Source organism: Rhizobium sp. BT-226, from assembly GCF_025847085.2.
GTDB classification, from domain to species: domain Bacteria; phylum Pseudomonadota; class Alphaproteobacteria; order Rhizobiales; family Rhizobiaceae; genus Rhizobium; species Rhizobium sophorae.
The window spans coordinates 515271-536999 of sequence record NZ_JAOYTI010000001.1; the positions used below are offsets into that span (position 1 = coordinate 515271).

The following is a 21729-nucleotide window of genomic DNA, read 5'->3' on the forward strand; positions in this document are numbered from 1 at the left end:
CAATAGATGAGTTTCACGCCTCCTCCTTTGCGTTGACGATGAGATAATATACAGGCAACAACAGGACGCGACCGCCATTAACTTAAGAATGGGGTCGGGCGGCAGATTGACGTCACGTCGCTGCCACGAGATCACGTGGCCGTCCTCTGGTCCGCATCCGCACAGCTTGACCTTGCACGAGAGCAGCAGTCGCCTATCTCGACTGACTTGATAATATTGGGCGCAATGGCAAAGGAAGCGACCTTGTCAGCAGCGCCCCTAAGTCCTCAGGTTTCCAGTGTCTTAAGCGGTCCAACAAGAGCGAGGCTCCTTTATGATCGTTCAAGCTTGCATCAACGGCGCGCGGCCGAGCGATTTCCATCCTCTCCTTCCGCTGACGATCGATGCCATGGTGCGTGACGCCGCGGCTTCGGTCGCTGCCGGCGCCGCAGAGCTCCATGTTCATCCGCGTGCGGCGAATGGTAAGGAGAGCCTTGCCGCCGTCGACGACACTGTCGGCGCGATCCGCCGTGCCTGTCCGGGAACGCTGATCGGCGTATCCACCGGCGCCTGGATCGAAGGCGATCGGGAGAAAACGCGGGAAGCCATCCGCCGCTGGCGTGTCCTGCCGGATTATGCCTCGGTGAACCTCTCCGAAGACGATGCGCCCGATGTCATGCAGTTACTGCGGCAGAAAGATATCGGCATTGAAGTCGGACTGGCATCGGTCGCCGATGCGGAGCGCTACATCGGCCTCGATGATCATGAGCGGGTCTTTCGCTTGCTCATCGAACTCGATGACGAACAGGATTTGCAGCGCGCATGTGATATCGCGGACGGCATTGTCGAGGTGCTCAGGGATAGCCGGGTCAATCGGCCCATTCTTCTGCACGGTTTCGACGACACCGTCTGGCCCTTCGTCAGGCTGGCGCGCGAGCGGCGCTACTCCACCCGTATCGGCCTGGAAGATGGCAAGCACCTCCCGGATGGGACGATTGCGAACGACAATGCCGCGCTGGTCGCTGCGGCCGTTGCGATCTTCCGTGGCCAATCGAACTGATCCCGATGTGTCGGCGGCCGGTCTGCAGTGCGGAATCTCTTCGGCGCCATCGGCCGGTATCGTCAAGGCGCAGAATGTTTCGAAATACAGGCTTGGCGATGTCGATGATTCGCCGGACAGCCCTCATGAGAAGTACGAGTATATCAGGACGCCAATAGAACCCCAGAAGATAAGCGGCGTCAGTATCATCCCCGCAACGAACATTTTAGTCACAGCAAAACTCCGAACACCTCCACGCATGTCGAAGCAACCTATTGCATCACCGGAAAGTTCCTATGGGCACGAAGTCCGGGATGGATCGGACCTTGGTCTGAGCTTCGCTCGCGCGGACTAACCGAAAACGTTCAGCCGCTCGATGAAGCGCCCCTTCTGAGCGTGGCGTTCACGGATCGAATGCAGGCGGCGGATGAAATCGGCCGTGCCGCCATTTTGTTCGGCAATCGTCTTCAGGTCGGCGAGCAGGCTGGTCGCCTTGTCATAGCCGGAAGCGTTGCGGCGCTCGATCTCGGTCTCGATCTCGCGCCAGACAGCATCGCCCCGCTGGATGATCGCGTTGAGGCGCGCGCGGCGGGCGCGGGCCTCTTCTGCCTCCTGCTTTTTTCGCTCTGCCGCCAGCCGCTCCTTTTCCTTGCGCTCGCGGATCCGGTCGATCTGCGCCGATGGTTTGCCGAAACCGGCGATCTCAGGATGGACGAGACTGTGATCGCCGAGATCGCCGCATTCCTGCGCGAGAGCGACGTGAAGTCGGTGGGTGACGGTGGACGCAATCATCGGCTGCCCCCACGAGGAGGGAATCGACTATCCGAGCGGCGAGGCCTGCCCGGATTGCTCATATTGGAAGGGGAGAAACCGCTGGACCGGCAAACTCGAGTCCAGTTGAATTCCCGGCGGTTTGTGCTCGCATGTTCATACCGGGCGCCGATCATGCGCCTTCGGATTGGTTCGACGGAGGTAAGTCCCGGCCGCGATGACGAGCGCGACGACAACCAGTGCTGCCGCAACGGCGAAGGTCATCCGCATGCCTGAGGCAACGGCCTCAGGATGCGCCGCTGTGATATCGGGTGTTCCCGAAGAGAACGCGAAGACGGCGCCCATCACGGATGCGCCGGTAATCAACCCGAGATTGCGCGACAGGTTGAGCATGCCCGAGATGACGCCTCGCTGGTCGGGGCGCACATCCGCCATGACGGCGGTGTTGTTGGCTGCCTGGAACAGCTGATAGCCGGGTGTCAGCATGGCGATGGCGGCGATGTAGCCTGATATTCCGGGAAGCACGGCCATGGCGACGGAGGCTGCCGCCATGGCAACGAGCCCTGCGACAACCACGAATGGCGCGTCCAGACGGTCGACCAGCCGACCGGCCGGAACCCCGCTCAAGATGGAGATGACGGGGCCGATCGACATGACGATGCCGACGAGAGCTTGATTGAGCCCGAGCGCATGGGAGAGGTAGAACGGCGCGACGACCAGCGTCGCCATCATCACAGTCGAAACTAGCATGTTCATCGCCAGGCTGGCGGTGAGCACGCGATTGCGGAATACTGTCAACTGGATCAGCGCCGATGCCACTCTTGCCTCGGCGAAGACGAACAAACCGGTGCCGAAGACGGCGGCTGAGAGCAGGACGATGTTCAGTAGGCCAAAGCGGCCGTGCCCGGTCGTCATCGCCAGCGCATAGGCGGAAAGCGTCAGCGCAAGCAGCAGTGTGCCCGCCATGTCGAAGCCCTTCCAATCCGTCTTCCCCTTGCTGATATCGGCGGGCAGATAGCGATAGGCGAGAACGAAGGTCAGAACACCGAGCGGCACGTTGACGAGAAAGATTGCCGGCCAGCCAGGCCCGGCGATCAGCAGGCCGCCCAGCGAAGGCCCAAGAGCGGTGCCGATCGCCGACATCGTTCCAAGCAACCCCATGGCGCCCCCTATCTTCGCCTTCGGCACCGTTTCGCCGACAAGGGCCATGGTCAGCGCCATCATGATGGCCGCACCCAGACCCTGCACCGCGCGCGCGGCAATCATCAGCCATAACGTCGGCGCGAGGCCGCAGAGGATCGAGGCCAGCGTGAAGAGCAGGATGCCGATGAGCAGCAGTCGGCGTCGGCCGGTGATGTCGCCGAGCCGTCCGACGCTGACGATCAGAGTGGTGATGGCAAGGAGGTAGGCGAGAACGATCCACTGCACATCCTGGAAGGCGGCGTTGAATGCTTGCGCCAGGCTCGGCAGGCCGACATTGGCGATGCTGGTGCCGAGTGAAGGCAGCAACATCGAGAGGGAAAGACTGGCAAGCGCCCATCGAATGGAGGGTGCCTGCTCGGCGACTGTTTCGCCTCGCGCTGCAATAATCGATTTCACCCCGTGAACTCCGTTTTCTCTTAGTTCCCCGAATGGAACTGGTGAAAACTAGTCTTCCGCGTGATATGGCGGAAGGCGCAAGATTTGCACTTCATCCATGCGTTTGACGCCACATCAGGATGAAACAGTGTTATAGTTGATGCATGTCGACACCCGATCTCAACCTGCTAGTCACCCTCGATGTGTTGCTAGCCGAGGGCAGCGTTGCGCGTGCGGCGCAAAGGCTGCGGCTCAGCCCGTCGGCGATGAGCAGGGCCTTAGCGCGATTGCGCGAGACGACGGGCGATCCGCTGCTGGTGCGCGCCGGCCGCGGCCTCGTCCCCACGCCGCGCGCGCTCGAACTGCGCGAGCGGGTCGGCCAGATTGTCGAGGACGCGCAGGCGGTCTTGCGTCCTGCCGAGGCGCTTGACCTTCAACGCTTGGTCCGGACGTTCACGCTGCGCACCAGCGAAGGCTTTGCCGAGAGCTTTGGACCTGATCTCATCGCACGCTTCGGCCGGCAAGCGCCCGGTGTGCGGCTGCGCTTCGTGCAGAAACCGGACAAGGACAGCGCCCCGCTTCGCGATGGAACCGTCGATCTAGAAACCGGCGTTGTCAGCGGGACGACGGGTCCAGAGGTGCGGGCGCAGGCCCTGTTCCGCGATCGCTTCATCGGCGTCGTGCGCTTGGGGCATCCGCTTTGCGAGCGCGAGATGACACCCTCCCTTTATGCCGGCGGCGAGCACATCTACGTCTCGCGGCGCGGCCTCGACAAGGGACCGATCGATGACGCCTTGAATGCGCTCGGGCTGGAACGGCAGATCGCCACCATCGTCAGCGGCTTTTCCACGGCGCTGGCGCTCGCCCGGAACTCCGATCTGATCGCCAGCGTGCCCGAACGGCACACCGGAGCCTTACGCGCGGGGATGCATAGTTTTCCCCTCCCCGTCCCGACGCCTGAGATTACGGTCTCGTTGCTCTGGCACCCCAGGATGGATGCCGACCCCGCGCATCGATGGCTGCGCGGCTGCGTTCGGGACACCTGCGAGCGCGCTGATTGAAGGGCCGCGTAGGATCTAAGGTCTGACCCGATTGATCCGTGTGTTGACTATCCCCCGTCGCCGTGATTTCCCGTTGTGATCACCAAACGAGGACGTTATGACCGACATCATTGTAAAGGACAGCAACGGAAGCCAGCTTCACGACGGCGATTCCGTGACGCTGATCAAGGACCTCAAGGTCAAGGGAACCTCGGAGACGCTGAAGCGTGGAACGCTGGTTAAGGGCATTCGTCTGACCGACAATCCGGGCGAGATCGAGTGCAGCACCAAGCAGGTCAAAGGCCTCGTGTTGAAAACCGAGTTTTTGAAGAAGGCATAAAGTCCCTCGCCCGTGACTCCGCGATCAATCGGCTTTCACCGCCTCCGGCGGCACTTCCTCGGTGATCACCTCGAAACGGGAGAGCGTTGCCGGGCCGAAGGCTGTCGACATGGCGACGTCGGTGGCGTCGCGGCCGGTTCCGATCAGGATCCGGCCGATGCGCGGCGTGTTGTGGCGAGCGTCGACCGTATGCCAGTGGCCGCCGAGAAAGACCTCTAACCAGGCGCTGAAATCCATCGGATTGGGATCGATCGGCACGCCGATATCGCCGAGATAGCCGGTGCAATATCTGGCCGGGATATTCATGCACCGGCAAAGCGCGATGGCGAGATGGGCAAAGTCGCGGCAGACGCCTGCCTTGTCGATGAAGCCGCCATGCGCGGTGCGCAGGAGGTCGGCCTTCTGGTAATCGAAGGTGATGTGGTCATGGACGAAATCGCAGATCGCCTGAACGCGCGCCCAGCCGAGCGGCGTCGACGAGAAGGTTGCCCAGGCGAAATCTGCAAGCCTGTCGGTGTCGCAATATCGGCTGCCGAGCAGGAAGACCAGCACATCGTCCGGCAGGTCATTGATCGCGTGCTGGACGGCATCGTCGGGAACGATGTCGGGTTGGCCGCTGTCGTAGATCTCGAATTCCGTGGAGATCGTCGTCAGCCCCGGCGGAGCGACGATCCGGCTGCAGGCATTGCCGAACACATCGGTATAGCCCCAGGCCTCGATCGGCCGGTCGAAAGTCAGGATCTGATCGCTGAGAAGATCGGCGCGACGGGAGGGATGGATGTTGAGGACGAGCAGCATCGGCGTCGGCTGCGTGCATTCATAGCCCAGATGAAACCCGGCGCGTATCTTCATTGTCGCTTCCTTGTCGCGTCTCCGCATCGGTGGAGGTGAGTATGGAACGTTGATCGCGCTACCCGGTTCCGTGGCCGCGGGACTGTCACTGCGCGGCCAACTCGTGGCAGTCCCAGATTACTTCGGAGGTAATCGAGATTACCTCGTGGTGACGTTGACCTGCACCGTCATGCTGTCGAAATCCTTCCCGTCCCCGTCATAGCTGCCGCTCAATGGGACGGCCTGGCGCGGATCGCGGGCAACCGCGACACGAATGAGATCGCGATTGCCGACGATGCCGTTGGTCGGATCGAACTCGGTCCAGCCGGCGCCTGGAAGATAGATCTGGCACCACGCATGCGTGGAACCGCCGCCGAGCACGGTGGAACCGTCCCGGTCGGGAACATAGACATAGCCTGTGACGAACCGCGCTGCGAGGCCGAGGATGCGTGCCGCCTCCATCATCAGAAGCGCAAAATCCCGGCAGGTGCCGGAGCGAAGCTGCAAGGTCTGCACCGGCGTCTGCGTTCCATGTTCATGGCGCCGCGCATAGACGAAGCTTTCGCGGATGGCGTAACAGAGCGTCATCAGCAGATGCCCGGTCTCCGTCGGACGCCCAAGGCGCACGAACTGCCGCGCCCAGCGTCCGACCTCGTCGTTCGGATCTGGATAATGGCGCTGCATCGCCGGCGTCAGATCGGCGATCTCGTCCTTGTCGTAGGAGAATGGATAGGTCAGGGCTGCGTCGTCGACCTTGAGATCCAGGGCCACCTGCGGCGTATGATCGAGCGTGATCCAGGTTTCGAAACGAAGTTCGGACGCCGGCCTCGAAAAATCGACGAGTGCCACGCAATTGCCGAAAACATCGTGGATCCAGCGCACATGACTTTCCTCAGGATAGATCGTCAACGACGCTTCGAGCAGCCGCTGGTCGAAACTGTCGCGCGGCCGGAACATCAAGCGATGCTCACCGAAATCGACGTCCCTGACGTAACGATAGGACGTGATGTGGCGGACGGAGAAAATCGTCATAAGCCACCGTCGAATCTGTTCACTTTGCTGCTCCAAGGCGGCAACGCCGCCTCTCTTCTGCGGAAGCGCCCTGCCGGCTTTCCCGCTCATCCCGATTTCTTGTCATATAAGCACGTTTGAAAGATTGCTATTGTATCTTTACCCGATCGACGGCAGGGCCCGTCCAACCTAAGAGGATAACATGCATATCATCTGGGACGTTCTGACGCTTCTGCTGACAATCGGCTCGCTCTATGGCGGTCGCGAATACCGCATTATTCGCGCTCGTGCCCGCGCTCAGAACTGGGGCAACTTCTGATTCGATCCGGATATCTCTGACTCGATTGCGAATCATGGCCGCATCGGTCGTTGCCGGTCGCGCTACGTCGAATGACGTAAAGTCATGCGCTTAAGAAACTGCTTTATGAGTTGAGGCGGAGTCTATCCGTCCATTCTCCCTGTTAATCCTAAGCCCGCCTCACCCCAGGCGGGCTTTTTTTCCATCGCCTACATCACTTCTTGGCGCCGGCCGAAAGCACCCGATGTGTCGCATTGTCCATGGCGTGGCTCGCCTCCTGTCCGTCCTTCTTCAGCCCGTATGCGGTATTGCCGCAGCCGGAAAGTGTCAGCAGGCAGATGCAGGCGATGGCGATTGCAGCTTTTGGCATCAAGTGTTTCCCCGGATTGAATGGCGATCAAGGGAAGATGACGCATTCTTCGCCAAAATCAATCCGCAGGCGTGGAACTCGGTGACGCCACAGGCGTTTACGGGAGCCATCCAATCGGGGTTAACGACATGGATTACCAGATTGCCTTCGCTGCGACGGTCGCAACAGCGTCCTTCCTCGTCTTCATGCTCGTTGTTCACAGGACATAGATCCGGCTGGCTGACAGCCAGTTCGTTACTGGAACAGCTTCATCACAGGCCCGCTGTTTGTGATCCACAGAGATTGCAGCACCAGTCGCCGCCTTGACAACAAGACGGAGACCGGAAGGTCTGGAGCGCATAGATCACAGATGATCCGCACTAACACGGGAAAAGTGCAAAACAAAGTCTTCAACAATTCGTAAGTATTTTTCTGCTCATCGATGTATTTAATTTTAATTAATTGCCAGACTTAACTATTCGTTAACAATATTGTTGCGCTCCGCCCGCTTCCGCCTATGCTTTGCGCAAAAGGGGAGAGGGATGATGTTTAGCAAAAGCCTGATTATGCCTATTGGCTTCGCATTGCTCGCCATTGCAGGCCTGCTGTTCCAGATAATCGCCCACGCGCTGCGCTCTCCGGTCACCCTGCTGCAGCTGTGAGTCACATAAGTTGCTGAACCCGCACGCGATCTTCGTAACTGGGAGTGGAACTTCCCTTCGTTTCGTGCATTCTGTGACTCGTTTTGCCAGGAGGGAGATAAGCATGGAAGACGCAGGCGTGGGTTGGATTGCAGCCATCATTATCGGCGGTGTCGCCGGATGGCTGGCGGAAAAGGCCATGCGCAGCAGCATGAGCCTGCTCATGAACATACTGCTTGGCATCGTCGGCGCCATCGTCGCCAACTGGATCCTGGGTCTGTTGCACATCCAGCCGCTCGCCGGTTGGCTGGGTTATCTGATCACCGGTTTCGTTGGTGCCTGCATCTTGATCGCGATCGGGCGCGTCATACGCCGCTAAAGGGCGCTTTTGCCGATCGTCGTAAATGTTAAAAGCCGGGCGTTCATCACGTCCGGCTTTTCCTTACCCTGAATTTCGTTCAGCGGCGGCTGAGCAGGCCGAACACGTAGGCAATGCCTGCCGTCACGGCGAGCGCCACGAGCGGTTCTTCGCGCACCTTGTCGCGCAGCCGTTCCGTCATCAGCGAAGCCTCGTCGGTCACCGCCGACTTCGCCCCCTGCCCCAGCGCGACCACGCTTTCCGTCAGTCGGGAGAGATCGTTGCGAAGGGCTGCAACCTGTGCCGACAGATCGTCTGCTGCAATATCAGCCTTGACGCGCGCAGCGGTGGATTCGGCGGAAGCGGTTTTCAATTCTGCCATGGTCTGCTCCTGTTTCATGGGATGCCGCTTCAACGAAATGGCGGCCCGAAAGGTTCCGCCGCAACCGATCTTTTGTTCGCCGCAAAGCCACCGCGGCTGAGTGGACCCCTTGTGCAGCTTTTCGCGCGACAAACCCTTCATTTCCTGTCGGCTTTGTTTTAAGGAACGTCGAATGTCCGCCCGCGCGCGGGTCAATGATACTGCGAGGTTTGCGTTTCTATGTTCCATATCCTGAGAAGAGCTGCTCAGACCTGGGTTGCCAAGCTCCTCCTGCTTCTGCTCGTCGCGTCCTTCGGCGTCTGGGGCGTGTCGCATGAGCTGCTGTCAGGCGGCAACAGCACCACGGTCGTGACCGTCGGCGATCAGCATGTGGACGTCAACGAGTTCCACCTCGCCTATCAGCGCCAGGTGGCAAGCCTCAGCCAGCAGTTCGGCACGCGCCTCACCCCCGAGCAGGCCCGCGCCTTCGGCGTCGAGCAGCAGGTGCTCGCCCAGCTCGTCGCCGGCGCCTCGCTCGACCAGCTCGCCGAAGACATGAACCTCGGTCTTTCCGAAGATCGCCTCGCCCAGCTGATTGCTGACGATCCGGCTTTCAAGGCCGTCAACGGCCGGTTCGACCGCGAGCTCTTCATCTCGCGCCTGCGCAATGCCGGCATCCGCCAGGACGATTACATCAAGGAGCGCAGCAAGGTCGCTGTCCGCAGCCAGGTGGTCGATGCCATCTCCAACGGCTTCACCGCACCGAAGACGCTGGTCGACGCCTTGAAGCTCTATGGCGACGAAAGTCGCAGCGTCGAATACCTGCTGCTCACCAATGCCAATATCGAGCCGATCAAGGCACCTGCCGACGACGTGCTGGCGACGTGGTTCGAAGGTGTCAAACAGCGCTACCGAGCGCCTGAATACCGCAAACTCGTCTATCTCAAGCTGCAGCCTGCCGATATTGCCGATGCCGCGACCGTCACCGACGACCAGGTCCACGAAGCCTTCGACAAGAGCAAGGATACCTATCGCACGCCGGAAAGCCGCACCATCGAACAGCTGACCTTCGCCAGCAAGGATCTCGCCGCTGCCGCCGAAACGGCGCTGAAGAGCGGCACCAGCTTCGATCAGCTGGTCTCCGACCAGGGCAAGACGGCAAGCGACGTGCTTCTCGGTGAGTTCACCAAGGACAAGGTTCCCGACCAGGCCGTTGCCGATGCCGCCTTCGCGGTTTCGCGCGATGGCGGCACGACGCCTGTCGTCGATGGCTCCTTCGGCCCCGTCATCCTGCGCGTCACCAACATCAAGTCGGAAACGGCGAAGAATTTCGACGAGGTGAAGGAGGATATCCGCAAGCAGCTGGCGCTTTCCAACGCCTCTCAGGAAGTGATCAACGTTCATGACCGCATCGAGGACCTGCGCGCTGGCGGTTCGACGCTCGAGGATATTGCCGGCCAGCTGAATCTCAAAGCCGTAACCGTCGATGCCGTCGATATGACCGGCGCCGACAAGGATGGCAAAGAGGTCAAGGATATCCCAGCCAAGCAGCAACTGCTCGGCGAAGCTTTCAAGACCGAGGTCGGCGTCGATGCGCCGCCGCTGCCGATCGGCAATGACGGCTATGTCTGGTTCAACGTCCGCGAAATTACGCCGGACCGCGACCGCCCGGTCGCCGAAGTGCGCGAAAAGGCCGTCGAGGACTGGACGGCGGAGCAGCAGAAGGCCGAGCTCGCCAAGAAGGCCGACGCGTTGAAGGCCGAGGCGCAGAAGGGCACGGCCCTTGCCGATATCGCAATGCCGCTTGGCATTGCCGTCGAAAGCAAGAGCGGTGTCACCCGCGCGACCGATGACGCAGTCCTCGGCCGGGCTGGCGTCACAGCCGCCTTCTCGGGTCCGGTCGATACGGTCGCAAGTGCTGTCGGCGCCGATCCCTCGACGCAGATCCTGCTGAAGGTCACCGAGGTCAACACCCAGCCGACCGGCGACGTGCTGAACAATCGCGATGCCCAGATCACCGCCATGGCCAATGCCGCCGGCGACGATATTCTCGATCAGATGGTCAACCTGCTGCAGACGCACTATGGCGCTCAGATCAACCAGACGCTCGCTGAACAGGCGACGGTCCGCTAGGAGGCTTTATGACCGATCTGAAGCCGTTCCTGGCCAAGGCCGCAAGCCGCGAGCCGCTGACGCGTGACGAGGCCCGCGCCGCCTTCGACATCCTGATGTCGGGCCAGGCGACGCCCTCGCAGATCGGCGGATTCCTGATGGCGTTGCGCGTGCGCGGCGAAACCGTCGATGAGATCGTCGGCGCCGTCACCGCGATGCGCTCGAAAATGCTGACCGTCGAGGCGCCGGCCGATGCGATCGACATCGTCGGCACCGGCGGCGATGCCAGCGGCACCTACAATATCTCGACGCTGGCAGCGCTGATCGTCGCCGGCGCCGGTGTTCCCGTCGCCAAGCATGGCAACCGGGCGCTGAGTTCGAAATCGGGCGCAGCCGACAATCTGGCCGCACTCGGTGTCAAGCTCGACGTCGGTCCCGAAATCATCTCCCGCTGCATTGCCGAGGCCGGCGTCGGCTTCATGTTCGCGCAGATGCATCATTCCGCCATGCGCCATGTCGGTCCCTCGAGGGTCGAGCTCGGCACGCGGACGATCTTCAATCTGCTCGGGCCGCTCTCCAATCCGGCCGGCGTTCGCCGCCAGCTGCTCGGCGTCTTCTCACCGCAATGGCTGGTGCCGCTTGCCGAAGTCATGCGCGATCTCGGCTCCGAATGCGTCTGGGTCGTCCATGGCGACGGGCTCGACGAGATCACCACCACCGGCATCACGAAAGTCGCAGCACTCGAAGACGGCAAGATCCGCACCTTCGAGCTCTCGCCCGCCGATTTCGGCGTCAGCCCTTGTGTGCTCGCCGACATCAAGGGCGGTGACGGTGTCGCCAATGCTGCTGCCCTTCGCGAGGTCCTCGGCGGCGCCCAGAATGCCTATCGCGATGTCTCGCTCGCCAATGCCGCCGCCTCGCTCGTCATCGCCGGCAAAGTCAAGACGATCCGCGACGGCATGACGCTGGCCACGCAGTCGCTGGATAGCGGTGCGACCGCGCTCGCCCTCGACAAACTCATCGCCGTTTCCAACGATATCGATTAGGATTGTTCGATGACCGATATCCTGAAGAAGATCGAACTCTACAAGCGCGAGGAGATCGCCGCTGCCAAGGCGGTAGTGTCGCTTGCAGATCTGAAGGCGATGCAGGCCGGCCAGTCCGCCCCGCGCGGCTTCCACAAGGCGCTCATTGCCAAGCGCGACGCTGGCCGCTTCGGCCTGATCGCCGAGATCAAGAAGGCAAGCCCCTCGAAGGGTCTCATTCGCCCGGATTTCGATCCGCCGTCGCTGGCGAGCGCCTATGAGGCCGGCGGTGCCGCCTGCCTTTCAGTACTGACTGACACGCCGAGCTTCCAGGGCGCGCCGGAATTTCTGACAGCCGCCCGCGCTGCCTGCACGCTGCCGGCGCTGCGCAAGGATTTCATGTTCGAGACCTATCAGGTGCACGAAGCTCGCGCCTGGGGCGCCGACTGCATCCTGCTGATCATGGCCTCGCTGTCGGACGATGAAGCCGAGCGCCTGCAGGACGAGGCCTTCGCCCTCGGCATGGACGTGCTGGTCGAGGTCCACGACGCCGAGGAGATGGAGCGGGCGCTAAAACTCTCCTCACCGCTCATCGGCATCAACAACCGCAATCTGCGTACCTTCGAGGTCAGCCTCTCCGTCAGCGAGACGCTTGCCCCCGTGGTGCCGGCAGACCGGCTCCTGGTCGGCGAAAGCGGCATCTTCACCCATGCCGATTGTAAGCGCCTGCAGGCCGTCGACATCAATACCTTCCTTGTCGGCGAAAGTCTGATGCGCAAGGAGGACGTCGCCGCCGCCACCCGCACACTGCTCTTTGGCGAAGCCGCCATCGCGGCCGAATGATATGAGCGGCCCAAAGCCAGGCCTCACGCATATCGATGCCTCCGGCGAGGCGCATATGGTCGATGTCTCCGACAAGGCCGAGACGGTGCGCATCGCCACGGCCGAGGGTCATGTGAAGATGGCACCGGCAACGCTCGCTCTCATCCGCCAAGGCAATGCCAAGAAGGGCGATGTGATCGGCACGGCGCGCCTTGCCGGCATCATGGCGGCAAAACGCACCGCCGATCTCATTCCGCTCTGCCATCCGTTGATGCTGACGAAGGTCACGGTTGAGATCGAGGAAGATGCCGCCCTGCCCGGCCTGCGCGTCACGTCAACCGCCAAGTTGACCGGCAAGACCGGCGTGGAGATGGAGGCGCTGACCGCAGTCTCCGTCGCCTGTCTGACAATCTACGACATGGCCAAGGCGGCCGACAAGGCAATGGAGATCGGCGGCATCCGGCTCCTTGAAAAGTCCGGCGGAAAATCCGGCGATTTCCGTCATCCGGAGGCGAGATGAACCTTCTCCCGGTCGCCGAGGCGCTGAACCGCTTGCTCTCCAGCGCAAAGCCCATTGCTGCGTCCGAGACGCTGCCGCTTGCCGAGGCTGAGGGCCGTATCCTGGCAGTCGATCTGACGGCTGGCCTGACCCAGCCGCCCTTCAATGCCTCCGCCATGGATGGCTATGCGCTACGCCGCGAAGACGCGCCGGAGCCGGGCGCCCTGCTGAAGGTCATCGGCATGTCTTCCGCTGGCCACGGCTTCGAGGGAAGCGTCGGCCAGGGAGAGGCCGTTCGTATCTTCACCGGCGCGCCTGTTCCGCCTGGCGCCGATAGCGTCCTGCTGCAGGAGGATGCCGAGAAGATCGAGGGCGGCATCAGAACCAATTTCCCTGTCCGGCAGGGACAGCATGTTCGGCCGCGCGGCCAGGATTTCGCCGAAGGCGAAGCCGTGCTGTCGGCCGGCACCGTGCTCGATTTCTCGCGACTGACGGTTGCTGCCGGCATGAACCGGCCTGATGTCGAAGTGCTGCGGCGCCCGCTGATCGCCATCCTCGCAACCGGCGACGAGTTGCTGCCGCCGGGAAGCACGCCCGGCCCTTCGCAGATCATCGCATCCAATACGTTTGGTATTGCAGCCCTTGCCCGCAAAGCCGGCGCCGATGTGCTCGATCTAGGTATCGTGCCTGACGACAAGGCCAGGATCAGCGCGGCGATCGACACGGCGCGGGACGCCAGGGTCGATGTCATCGTCACGCTCGGCGGCGCGTCGGTCGGCGACCATGATCTGGTGCAGGCCACGCTGATCGAGGCCGGCATGCAGCTCGACTTCTGGCGCATCGCCATGCGCCCCGGCAAACCGCTGATGGTCGGCAGCTTCGGCGAGACGCATGTGCTCGGCCTGCCCGGCAATCCGGTCTCGAGCCTCGTCTGTTCGCTGCTCTTCCTGGAGCCGCTGATCCGCAAGCTCGCCTCCCTGCCACCGGTGCAGCGCGAGGTAACGGTGGAGGCAGCCGTCACCCTGCGCGCCAACGACCACCGGCAGGACTATATCAGGGCGAAACTTTCGAAATCCGCTGCCGGCCACTGGCTCGCCGAGCCTTTCGGCAAGCAGGATTCCTCGATGATGAAGGTCTTCGCCAAAGCCGACTGCCTTGTCATCCGCCCGCCACATGCGCCGGAATTGCCGGCCGGAGCGCCCTGCCCGGTCATGTTGTTGCGGCCTAACCTTGTGGCATAATCTCGCCTTCAGCGTTGCCGGAGAGCGCAAAAACGCCCGCCGGCACGGCACCGCCGCCTGTGCCCCCGCCGAAATCCGCTACCCTATGGGTGGCGATTCGGCTGAGTTCACCCTGCGGCAGGTAAGCCCGCTCGGGATCGCCGATCAGCACCTCGATGCCGCTCGCCTGGCAACGCCGCAGGAAGGCCATGACCCGCAAGGCTAACGCTGGATCGTAGAACAGGTCGCCGACCGCGAGGAGATCTGTCTCCGGTGGCGGATCCTCGATGATATCGGCGGCCCGAGCTACGATATCCACGCCGTTGATCGCCGCGTTGAGGCCGATCGCGACAATGGCATTGGCATCGATGTCGACCGCCGTAACCGTGCGCGCTCCAGCCTTTGCTGCCGCGATAGCGACGAGCCCTGAGCCGGCGCCGAGATCGAGGACACGGCGGCCCGCGACCGTTTCCGGCTGGTCGAGCAGATGGCGGGCAAGCACGGCGCCGCCGGCCCAGGGATAAGCCCAGTAAGGCGGCGGATCGGCCTCTCTGCTACCGGCAAGCCGCCAGAGCCCGCTCGCAGGCCCTGCCGTATGAAGGCAAATCTCGGGGATCGAGGGAACGGGTGATATAGGCAGGTTGGCACGGATGAAGGCGGCCGGATCGGGTTGCGACATGCCCGGGCGTTTCATCGTCGTCTGCTCCTGCCGAGGCTGTAAGGGCGTCATCGTTTTTAATAACAAGAGCAGGTCGCCGTCGTGGAATTCCCCGCCATTTATGCACGCCACGATTGAGGTGAATAATGAAGCCGAGCCCAGGCTTTTCGCAAGGACTGAACCGCTATTCGTGACGAGGCGTGCCATATGCCATTCAAGAACGCAACACAGGCCGTTGAAGCGAGACCGTCTTGGGAGCCTCGGCGCGTGCGAGATCTGCGAGAAACTACTCCATCAGCGGGGAATCACTAAGCCGACGATAGGCGAACTTCCGTCCTGCAACCGATGTCTGAGGAAAGCTTAAGCTTTCCTGATTGCACGCTGCGGCAGGCATCAACAGGGTTGATTCCTGCTCGTGCAAAGCAAGGCAGACAACCTTCGTCGACGATCGTTGGCTGTCGGGCATTTATGAACCTCATTTCTAACATCATGCAAATAGTACCGCCTAATGCTCCATGCTGAGGCGAGGTAACGTCCCCAACCAACCGCCGTCTCCAGTGCGATGCCATGTCCGGAGAAGATGAGGCGTGTCTTGGGTCTAAGGTCTTTGGCGCGGCCTGCCAGCAACGGTGCTGGCGCGCGCTACTACACCGTCCTTTCAGGGCTTCGGCAGCCTGTATTCGGGAAGTACACGCATGACAAAAATTTTGGCTTCTGTTGTTATCTCCACCTTGATCCTTGCGTCGGCGACGGCTCTTGCGGCAGCGCAGGGAGATGTCGCCTTGGGACAAAAAGCGTTTCAGCGCTGTTCCGCCTGTCATTCGACCACGGATCAGAAAAAGGCTGGGCCGGGGCTCGGTGGCGTTGTCGGGCGCGCGGCCGGCGCTGCGGAAGGCGTCCGCTATTCGCCGGCCATGAAGGCGTCGGGATTAGTATGGGACGAGGCGACGTTGGACCGATTTCTAGCAGCGCCGCGCGAAGTCGTACCGACCACCACGATGACCGTGGGCGTACCCAAGCCTGAGGATCGGCTAAACATCATCGCTTACCTGAAGTCCCTGTCGGAGTAGCGGCGAACCTCGTGGCTGAGCAAGCCGGCGATCGATGGGCACCCAACGCGGCTGATCATCGCCGGTCGGTCTTGGGTTGACGTGTCTGCTCGTGCTTTTGCCTCGCATTCAGAAGCCGCCTTTCTAACGTCGTGCAGGTTTTTCCAACTAATTTGGCGCCGCCGGACGAGCTAACGTTGCCGCGGAGAGCAGGCTCTTGGTCGACGGCGTCTCATCATCCTGGAGGTTGCTGGCGGCACTCCCGTCGCCGTCGCTCGCCTCAGAGATCGACGGTTCTAACCGTTAGCTAACGACCGCAGTCAACGAGCACATCCATTATGAAACATCGGAGAACCGACCAGTCATGATCACACTGAATATCAACGGTAATCAGCACGAGGTCGATGCCGACCCGGAGACACCCATCCTTTGGGTCCTGCGCGACACGCTCGGCATGACCGGGACCAAGTTCGGCTGCGGCGCCGCGCTTTGCGGCGCGTGCACGATACATCTGGATGGTGAGGCTGTCCGTTCCTGCAGCACCCCTCTCTCCGCTGCCGAGGGCCTGAATATCACCACCATAGAAAAAGCGACCGACGGCAGCGACCGCGTCGGCGCCGCTGTGCACGCAGCTTGGGTCAAGCACGATGTAGCGCAGTGCGGTTATTGTCAGAGCGGCCAGATCATGAGCGCCACAGCGTTCCTGGCATCCTTGCCCTCCGGTTCGCAGCCGACCGCCTCGGAGATCGATACGGCAATGGAAGGCAATATTTGTCGTTGCGGAACCTATGTCCGTATCCGCGCCGCCATAGCCGATGCTGCCAGCAATCTCGTTTGAGGGAGACACCATATGTTGCCGAACATGGATTATAGCGAATTACCACGTGCGCTGCAGCACATGCTGGAACGGGGTCGTTCAACGGCGGTTCAGGCGTTGCCACGCCGCAGCTTTCTAAAGCTGACGGGGACCCTCGGTTTGGCTGTCGGCATTTTCCCCCATCTGGCCGCCGCCCAGTCCACCGACGCGGGTGAGGTGCCCACCGCTCTGAAGCCGACCGAGCAGCCTTCTGCGTTTGTTCAAATTGCGCCAAATGGCGAGGTTATGGTCACAATCAACCGGCTGGAGTTCGGTCAAGGCGTCCAAACGGCATTGCCGATGATCCTTGCCGAAGAACTCGATGCAGACTGGAACCTTGTCCGCAGCCAGCTCGGCACCAATGACATGGCCTATGTCGATCCGGCCTTCGGCATGCACCTGACCGGCGGTTCGAACACCATCAAGAACAGCTTTACGCAGTATCGCGAATTGGGTGCGCGTGTCCGCGCCATGCTCCTTGCCGCCGCCGCAGACCGCTGGAACGCGGATGTTGCCACTCTGCGAACCGAGGCCGGTGCGGTTCTCGCCTCCGATGGTCGCAAGCTGGGTTACGGCGAGCTCGCCGAGGCGGCCATGGCCTTGCCGGTGCCGCAGAAGATCACGCTGAAGGACCCGAAGGATTTCCGCATTATCGGCAAGCCCACCCAGCGCCTGGACGCAAAAGCCAAGAGCAGTGGCCAACAGAGCTTTGGCATCGATTTCAAGCTGCCGGGACAATTGACGGCCGTGGTTGCTCGCCCTCCGGTCTTCGGCGCCAAAATTGCCTCCCTTGACGACAGTGCAGCGCGCGCCATCAAAGGCGTGAAGGCCGTCCTGCGCGTGCCGCTGGATCGCGGTGCGGAGGGGGTGGCCGTCGTCGCGGACGGATATTGGCAAGCGTCTCAGGGCCGCGATGCCCTTAAGGTGGAGTGGGACGCGTCGAAGGTCGAAAAAGTCGATACCGAAACGCTGCTTGCACAATTCCGCGAGATGGCCACGCAGACTGGCCCGCGCCAATTCGATGCCGACATGGCGCCATTGGCAACCGCACCACTCAGTCTGGAAGCTGAATTCGTGTTCCCCTATCTCGCCCACGCGGCGATGGAACCGCTGAACTGTACAATTCGGCTTTCCGACGATCGCGCCGAGATCTGGATGGGGAGCCAAAGTGCCGGGCTCGATGCCGGCGCGGCCGCAACCGCGCTCGGCCTCAAGCCGGAACAAGTTGTGGTCAACGTGCAGACGTCGGGCGGTGGGTTCGGCCGGCGCTTTTCCAGCAGCAGCGACACCATCATCGAGGCGTGCCAGATAGCCAAAGCGGCCAAGGCGGCGGGGCTGGACGCGCCAGTGCGAACACTGTGGAGCCGCGAGGACGATATGAAGGGTGGCTACTACCGTCCACTGCACCTACACCGCGCTCGCATCGGCTTCGACAAAGAAGGTAACGTGCTGGCCTGGGATCACAGCATCGTCGGCCAGTCGATATTGACGGGAACTGTGTTCGAGCAGTTCATGGTGAAGAACGGCATCGATGCCGCCACGACCGAAGGCATGCGGAACCCTTATCCGCTTCCTATGTGCCTGACGGTGCATCATCCAGTTGTCAACGTGCCGGTTCTTTGGTGGCGCAGCGTTGGCTCCACCCATACGGCTTTTGTCATGGAAACCCTGCTTGACGATATAGCGCGCGCAACCGACCAGGACCCGGTCGCCTATCGCATGAAGATGTTCGGCAACGAGCATATTCGTCACCGGGATGCCCTGCAGCTCGCCGTAGACAAGAGTGGTTACGGCTCCAAGACCTTGGCCGAAGGTAGGGCCTGGGGTGTAGCTGTGCATGAATCCTTTGCGTCGGTGGTGGCCTACGTGGTGGAAGCCTCCGTTGTCGATGGACAGCCGAAGCTGCATCGGGTCACGGCCGGGGTTCACTGCAATCTGGCCGTCAACCCTCGTACCGTCGAAGCGCAAGTACAGGGCGCGGCAATCATGGGCTTGTCGACATGTCTTGCCGGCGCGGAAATCACGCTCAAGGACGGTATTGTGGAGCAAGGCAACTTCAGCGAATTCACGGTGGCAAGGATCACGGATGTGCCGGAGTTCGACGTCAACATCGTACCGAGCGCGGATGCACCGACAGGCATGGGCGAACCCGGCCTGCCGCCTTTGGCGCCGGCATTTGCCAATGCCATCTCGCGTCTGACAGGCAAGCCAGTCAGGCAGATGCCTTTCAACCTCGCTTAGAACCTGGCTCGGACGAGAGCCTGCCCCGGTCCTGTGTTCCGCTGAATGCAGCGGGCCGCACAGGGCCGCGATATTCCTGTTGCGTGACGTCTTGACAATAATGGCGCCAACACTTCGCGGTCAGCGATGACCGCGCGCTTCACAAGCAATCAGGACAGGCAGGACTTCACGTCTATCGGCAATCGCGCAACCGAGATCAATCCCCCAACGCATCGCGGCCATCTACCGGGCAGCCCTGGCAGGAGCGTCAGCCTTTGAAACGAAGCGCCTCGACGAGGAGCGCAAACGCAGCCGTATGCTGACGTCGGCTTGGGTAATACAGGTGATAGCCAGGGAACGGCTGGCACCAATCGTCGAGGACTCGGATCAGTCGCCCGTCTGCAATGTATTGTGAAACCTGACTTTCGAAAGTGTAGGCAAGCCCGAGCCCATCCAAAGCAGCGGCTTCCAGCATCAAGCTATCGTTGAGGATGAGCGGCCCGTTCATTCTGACCACAAGTTCCTCGCCGTCGCGCTCGAACTCCCAGGCATACAACCCACCTCCTGTGGTTTGCCGGTAGCTAATACCCCGGTGGTCGCCGAGATCGCGGGGCGTCATCGGGATTGTGCGGTTCTGGAAGTAGGACGGCGATCCGACGACTGCCATGCGAAGATCAGGACCGATCCTGACGGCAACCATGTCTTTTTGAACCTGTTCTCCAATGCGAATACCGGCGTCGAACCGGCCGGCCACGATATCCGTCAGGCCCTCGTCAAGAATGACCTCCATTTCAATGTCCGGGTATTCCGCCAAGAATGTTGTCATGACAGGCCAAAGCACGCTCATGGCGGCATATCGAAACGTCGTGATGCGGATAGTGCCCGCCGGCTTGTCACGAAGTGAGGTGACGGCTGCGATCTCGCTTTCGATGTGTTCGAAGGCAGGGCGGAGGCTCCGAAGCATACGCTCTCCGGCATCGGTCAGCGACAAGCTTCGTGTAGTGCGCGAGATTAGCCGCACCCCCAGCCTCTGCTCCAGCATCCTGACCGAGTAACTGACGGCAGACTGGGAAAGTCCCAGCTTGGCGGAGGCGCGGGTGAAACTTCCGGCCTCGGCGACGGCGATGAAGGCTGCAAGTTCGCTGAAGTCACCGTGTCTCATTTATCAGCCCCATTTCTAACTTCATGCAGATTATAGCGGCTAATCATCGTTTGTCTTCATCGCTATCTGTCACTTCACAAACCGTTGACCGGCAAGATCAACGATGATCATGCGGCGCACGGGCGGAAGGCCAACGCATAAAGTGTCGGTATACAACTCGCCATCAAGGAGAACTCTATGAGTAAAGTCTGGATGATCACAGGCGCCGGGCGCGGCATGGGGCTCGATTTCGCCAAGGCGGTTCTGGCGTCCGGCGACAAGCTCGTCGCCACCGGCCGAAATCGTGAGCGCGTTGCCACGGCCATCGGTCAATCGGAAAACCTGCTGGTCGTCACGCTGGACGTGACAAAGTCTGCCGATGCGGACTCCGCTGTCAAAGCAGCACTTGAACGTTTTGGTCGCATCGACGTGCTGGTGAACAATGCCGCGAACTTTTACGCAGGCTATTTTGAGGAATTGACCTCAGCCCAGATGGGTCTGCAGTTGGCCAGTAATCTCCTCGGCCCCATGAGTGTCACCCGCGCCGTCCTGCCGGTGATGCGCCGGCAGGAATCCGGCAAGATCGTCTCGATCTCATCGACGGCCAGCCTGCTGGGCTTTGAGTTTTGCAGCGCTTACTCTGCCGCGAAGTTTGCCCTCGATGGTTGGATGGAATCGCTGCAGCCCGAAGTGGCGCCGTTTGGTATCGAAACGATGATCGTCAATCCGGGCTTCTTCCGCACGGAATTGCTGACTGACGAATCAACCCAATATGCTCGGTCATCTGTCAGCGACTACGACGAAAGACGCGCCCAACAGCTGGCATTCTGGAAATCCGCCAACGGTCAGCAGAGCGGCGATCCCGCAAAACTCGCCCAGGCGCTGATCACCCTGGTCAACCAACCGGAGCTACCCCGCCGGTTCATCGCCGGAGCTGATGCTGTTGGCATGGTGGAACAGAAAATCGCGCTGTTGCAGCAACAGATCGATGCCTACCGCGACCTTTCAAGTTCGCTTGCCTTCGACGTGAAAGCCCAAGACTGAAATGACGCGTCGCTGAAACTTAGTAATTCTTCATGGCAAGATGCGGCATGCCACCGTCAAGAAATTCCGCGCCATAGGCGACGAAGCCGAAACGCTCGTAGAGCGGCAGATTGTTCGCCTGTGCTGTGAGATAGAAGCGGTTGTCGCGGGCAGCGCGATGCAGTTCCATCGCTTGCCCGATCATTGCGGCTGCAATGCCTTGGCCGCGCCGTAGACCGGCAACCGCAACCCGGCCGATCTTCACATGTTCCTCGGCGTAAATGACCCGCAGCGTGCCGGAGACTTCACCCGCCGTGACGGCGACAAGATGATGGGCGTTGAGGTCGTCGGCATCGAATTCCTCGGCTTCAGGAACCTTCTGCTCATGCACGAAAACAGCACGCCGCAGCCGGAAGGCCTCATTGCAGAGTGTACTGAAAACCGGGACGCTGAGGATTGCCGTTTCCATCACCATCCTTGCCACCCTCAGGGGATACGGCCCAAAGCC

Annotated in this window: 22 protein-coding genes; 13 read left to right on the forward strand and 9 right to left on the reverse strand. The window is 61.3% G+C overall.

From position 1 onward, the window contains the following. Positions 1-313: 313 nt before the first annotated feature. Complete coding sequence (locus OIU37_RS02740) at positions 314-1039, forward strand: 3-keto-5-aminohexanoate cleavage protein (RefSeq protein ID WP_264255476.1); 726 nt, start codon at positions 314-316, stop codon at positions 1037-1039. 330 nt (positions 1040-1369) lie between these two features. On the opposite strand, the gene OIU37_RS02745 is transcribed toward OIU37_RS02740, so the two are convergent. Beyond that, the gene (locus OIU37_RS02745) at positions 1370-1810 is read right to left on the reverse strand and encodes a hypothetical protein (RefSeq protein ID WP_264255478.1); all 441 of its coding nucleotides are present in this window, start codon (positions 1808-1810) and stop codon (positions 1370-1372) included. Between the two features lie 135 nt (positions 1811-1945). After that, on the reverse strand, positions 1946-3388 hold the full coding sequence (locus OIU37_RS02750; RefSeq protein WP_264255480.1) for an MFS transporter: 1443 nt from the start codon (positions 3386-3388) through the stop codon (positions 1946-1948). Positions 3389-3531: 143 nt separating this feature from the next. Between OIU37_RS02750 and OIU37_RS02755 the strand changes: the two genes are divergently transcribed. After that, complete coding sequence (locus OIU37_RS02755) at positions 3532-4428, forward strand: LysR family transcriptional regulator (protein ID WP_264255483.1); 897 nt, start codon at positions 3532-3534, stop codon at positions 4426-4428. A gap of 97 nt (positions 4429-4525) precedes the next feature. Beyond that, positions 4526-4747, forward strand: coding sequence for an alkylphosphonate utilization protein (locus tag OIU37_RS02760; protein WP_020050017.1), 222 nt, complete (start codon positions 4526-4528; stop codon positions 4745-4747). Between the two features lie 24 nt (positions 4748-4771). On the opposite strand, the gene OIU37_RS02765 is transcribed toward OIU37_RS02760, so the two are convergent. The 3 genes from OIU37_RS02765 to OIU37_RS02775 form a co-directional block, all read right to left on the reverse strand. Beyond that, positions 4772-5599 (reverse strand): transglutaminase family protein, encoded by an 828-nt coding sequence (locus OIU37_RS02765; protein WP_171602503.1) that lies wholly within the window; start codon positions 5597-5599, stop codon positions 4772-4774. A 138-nt stretch (positions 5600-5737) separates the two neighbouring features. Then, complete coding sequence (locus OIU37_RS02770) at positions 5738-6610, reverse strand: transglutaminase family protein (RefSeq protein WP_171602504.1); 873 nt, start codon at positions 6608-6610, stop codon at positions 5738-5740. A gap of 491 nt (positions 6611-7101) precedes the next feature. Continuing rightward, positions 7102-7257: a hypothetical protein gene (locus OIU37_RS02775; protein WP_018445292.1), complete on the reverse strand. Its 156-nt coding sequence runs from the start codon at positions 7255-7257 to the stop codon at positions 7102-7104. 744 nt (positions 7258-8001) lie between these two features. On the opposite strand from OIU37_RS02775, the gene OIU37_RS02780 reads away from it, so the two are divergent. Further along, positions 8002-8256, forward strand: coding sequence for a GlsB/YeaQ/YmgE family stress response membrane protein (locus OIU37_RS02780; protein WP_168311315.1), 255 nt, complete (start codon positions 8002-8004; stop codon positions 8254-8256). 79 nt (positions 8257-8335) lie between these two features. Here the strand turns inward: OIU37_RS02780 and OIU37_RS02785 are convergent, their stop codons facing one another. Continuing rightward, entirely contained in the window at positions 8336-8617 is a 282-nt protein-coding gene (locus tag OIU37_RS02785; protein ID WP_025394620.1) for a hypothetical protein, read from the reverse strand. A 219-nt stretch (positions 8618-8836) separates the two neighbouring features. Between OIU37_RS02785 and OIU37_RS02790 the strand changes: the two genes are divergently transcribed. Genes OIU37_RS02790 through glp form a run of 5 tightly spaced genes read left to right on the forward strand, consistent with a single transcriptional unit; the run spans position 8837 to position 14295 of the window. Further along, the gene (locus OIU37_RS02790) at positions 8837-10729 is read left to right on the forward strand and encodes a peptidylprolyl isomerase (protein WP_264255509.1); all 1893 of its coding nucleotides are present in this window, start codon (positions 8837-8839) and stop codon (positions 10727-10729) included. Positions 10730-10737: 8 nt separating this feature from the next. Then, the gene (gene trpD, locus OIU37_RS02795; protein WP_264255511.1) at positions 10738-11754 is read left to right on the forward strand and encodes an anthranilate phosphoribosyltransferase; all 1017 of its coding nucleotides are present in this window, start codon (positions 10738-10740) and stop codon (positions 11752-11754) included. Positions 11755-11763: 9 nt separating this feature from the next. Then, the gene (trpC, locus tag OIU37_RS02800) at positions 11764-12576 is read left to right on the forward strand and encodes an indole-3-glycerol phosphate synthase TrpC (RefSeq protein ID WP_171602507.1); all 813 of its coding nucleotides are present in this window, start codon (positions 11764-11766) and stop codon (positions 12574-12576) included. A 1-nt stretch (position 12577) separates the two neighbouring features. Continuing rightward, positions 12578-13075 (forward strand): cyclic pyranopterin monophosphate synthase MoaC, encoded by a 498-nt coding sequence (gene moaC / locus OIU37_RS02805; protein ID WP_264255512.1) that lies wholly within the window; start codon positions 12578-12580, stop codon positions 13073-13075. Then, a complete protein-coding gene (gene glp / locus OIU37_RS02810) occupies positions 13072-14295 on the forward strand; it encodes a gephyrin-like molybdotransferase Glp (RefSeq protein ID WP_264255513.1) in 1224 nt (407 codons plus the stop codon). The genes moaC and glp overlap by 4 nt, the downstream gene beginning before the upstream one ends. Here the strand turns inward: glp and OIU37_RS02815 are convergent. Continuing rightward, entirely contained in the window at positions 14279-14968 is a 690-nt protein-coding gene (locus OIU37_RS02815) for a methyltransferase (RefSeq protein ID WP_264255514.1), read from the reverse strand. The two genes, glp and OIU37_RS02815, sit on opposite strands and share 17 nt — an antisense overlap. A gap of 659 nt (positions 14969-15627) precedes the next feature. On the opposite strand from OIU37_RS02815, the gene OIU37_RS02820 reads away from it, so the two are divergent. From OIU37_RS02820 to OIU37_RS02830, 3 genes are all read left to right on the forward strand, one after another. After that, complete coding sequence (locus tag OIU37_RS02820) at positions 15628-16002, forward strand: cytochrome c family protein (protein ID WP_171602511.1); 375 nt, start codon at positions 15628-15630, stop codon at positions 16000-16002. Between the two features lie 343 nt (positions 16003-16345). Continuing rightward, positions 16346-16819, forward strand: a complete 474-nt coding sequence (locus OIU37_RS02825; RefSeq protein ID WP_171602512.1) for a (2Fe-2S)-binding protein — start codon at positions 16346-16348, stop codon at positions 16817-16819. 12 nt (positions 16820-16831) lie between these two features. Continuing rightward, on the forward strand, positions 16832-19078 hold the full coding sequence (locus OIU37_RS02830; protein WP_171602513.1) for a xanthine dehydrogenase family protein molybdopterin-binding subunit: 2247 nt from the start codon (positions 16832-16834) through the stop codon (positions 19076-19078). A gap of 247 nt (positions 19079-19325) precedes the next feature. Here OIU37_RS02830 and OIU37_RS02835 read toward each other — a convergent pair whose 3' ends face one another. Continuing rightward, positions 19326-20219, reverse strand: coding sequence for a LysR family transcriptional regulator (locus tag OIU37_RS02835; protein WP_171602514.1), 894 nt, complete (start codon positions 20217-20219; stop codon positions 19326-19328). Positions 20220-20396: 177 nt separating this feature from the next. On the opposite strand from OIU37_RS02835, the gene OIU37_RS02840 reads away from it, so the two are divergent. After that, positions 20397-21242, forward strand: coding sequence for an SDR family NAD(P)-dependent oxidoreductase (locus tag OIU37_RS02840; RefSeq protein WP_171602515.1), 846 nt, complete (start codon positions 20397-20399; stop codon positions 21240-21242). 19 nt (positions 21243-21261) lie between these two features. Here the strand turns inward: OIU37_RS02840 and OIU37_RS02845 are convergent, their stop codons facing one another. Then, the gene (locus OIU37_RS02845; RefSeq protein ID WP_171602516.1) at positions 21262-21696 is read right to left on the reverse strand and encodes a GNAT family N-acetyltransferase; all 435 of its coding nucleotides are present in this window, start codon (positions 21694-21696) and stop codon (positions 21262-21264) included. Between the last annotated feature and the right edge of the window lie 33 nt (positions 21697-21729).

Coding starts and splice junctions, on each gene's coding strand:
- OIU37_RS02740 (WP_264255476.1), top strand. CDS start 314: ATGATCGTTCAAGCTTGCATCAACGGCGCGCGGCCGAGCGATTTCCAT.
- OIU37_RS02745 (WP_264255478.1), bottom strand. CDS start 1,810: ATGATTGCGTCCACCGTCACCCACCGACTTCACGTCGCTCTCGCGCAG.
- OIU37_RS02755 (WP_264255483.1), top strand. CDS start 3,532: ATGTCGACACCCGATCTCAACCTGCTAGTCACCCTCGATGTGTTGCTA.
- OIU37_RS02760 (WP_020050017.1), top strand. CDS start 4,526: ATGACCGACATCATTGTAAAGGACAGCAACGGAAGCCAGCTTCACGAC.
- OIU37_RS02765 (WP_171602503.1), bottom strand. CDS start 5,599: ATGAAGATACGCGCCGGGTTTCATCTGGGCTATGAATGCACGCAGCCG.
- OIU37_RS02770 (WP_171602504.1), bottom strand. CDS start 6,610: ATGACGATTTTCTCCGTCCGCCACATCACGTCCTATCGTTACGTCAGG.
- OIU37_RS02775 (WP_018445292.1), bottom strand. CDS start 7,257: ATGCCAAAAGCTGCAATCGCCATCGCCTGCATCTGCCTGCTGACACTT.
- OIU37_RS02780 (WP_168311315.1), top strand. CDS start 8,002: ATGGAAGACGCAGGCGTGGGTTGGATTGCAGCCATCATTATCGGCGGT.
- OIU37_RS02785 (WP_025394620.1), bottom strand. CDS start 8,617: ATGGCAGAATTGAAAACCGCTTCCGCCGAATCCACCGCTGCGCGCGTC.
- OIU37_RS02790 (WP_264255509.1), top strand. CDS start 8,837: ATGTTCCATATCCTGAGAAGAGCTGCTCAGACCTGGGTTGCCAAGCTC.
- trpD (WP_264255511.1), top strand. CDS start 10,738: ATGACCGATCTGAAGCCGTTCCTGGCCAAGGCCGCAAGCCGCGAGCCG.
- trpC (WP_171602507.1), top strand. CDS start 11,764: ATGACCGATATCCTGAAGAAGATCGAACTCTACAAGCGCGAGGAGATC.
- moaC (WP_264255512.1), top strand. CDS start 12,578: ATGAGCGGCCCAAAGCCAGGCCTCACGCATATCGATGCCTCCGGCGAG.
- glp (WP_264255513.1), top strand. CDS start 13,072: ATGAACCTTCTCCCGGTCGCCGAGGCGCTGAACCGCTTGCTCTCCAGC.
- OIU37_RS02815 (WP_264255514.1), bottom strand. CDS start 14,968: ATGAAACGCCCGGGCATGTCGCAACCCGATCCGGCCGCCTTCATCCGT.
- OIU37_RS02820 (WP_171602511.1), top strand. CDS start 15,628: ATGACAAAAATTTTGGCTTCTGTTGTTATCTCCACCTTGATCCTTGCG.
- OIU37_RS02825 (WP_171602512.1), top strand. CDS start 16,346: ATGATCACACTGAATATCAACGGTAATCAGCACGAGGTCGATGCCGAC.
- OIU37_RS02830 (WP_171602513.1), top strand. CDS start 16,832: ATGTTGCCGAACATGGATTATAGCGAATTACCACGTGCGCTGCAGCAC.
- OIU37_RS02835 (WP_171602514.1), bottom strand. CDS start 20,219: ATGAGACACGGTGACTTCAGCGAACTTGCAGCCTTCATCGCCGTCGCC.
- OIU37_RS02840 (WP_171602515.1), top strand. CDS start 20,397: ATGAGTAAAGTCTGGATGATCACAGGCGCCGGGCGCGGCATGGGGCTC.
- OIU37_RS02845 (WP_171602516.1), bottom strand. CDS start 21,696: ATGGTGATGGAAACGGCAATCCTCAGCGTCCCGGTTTTCAGTACACTC.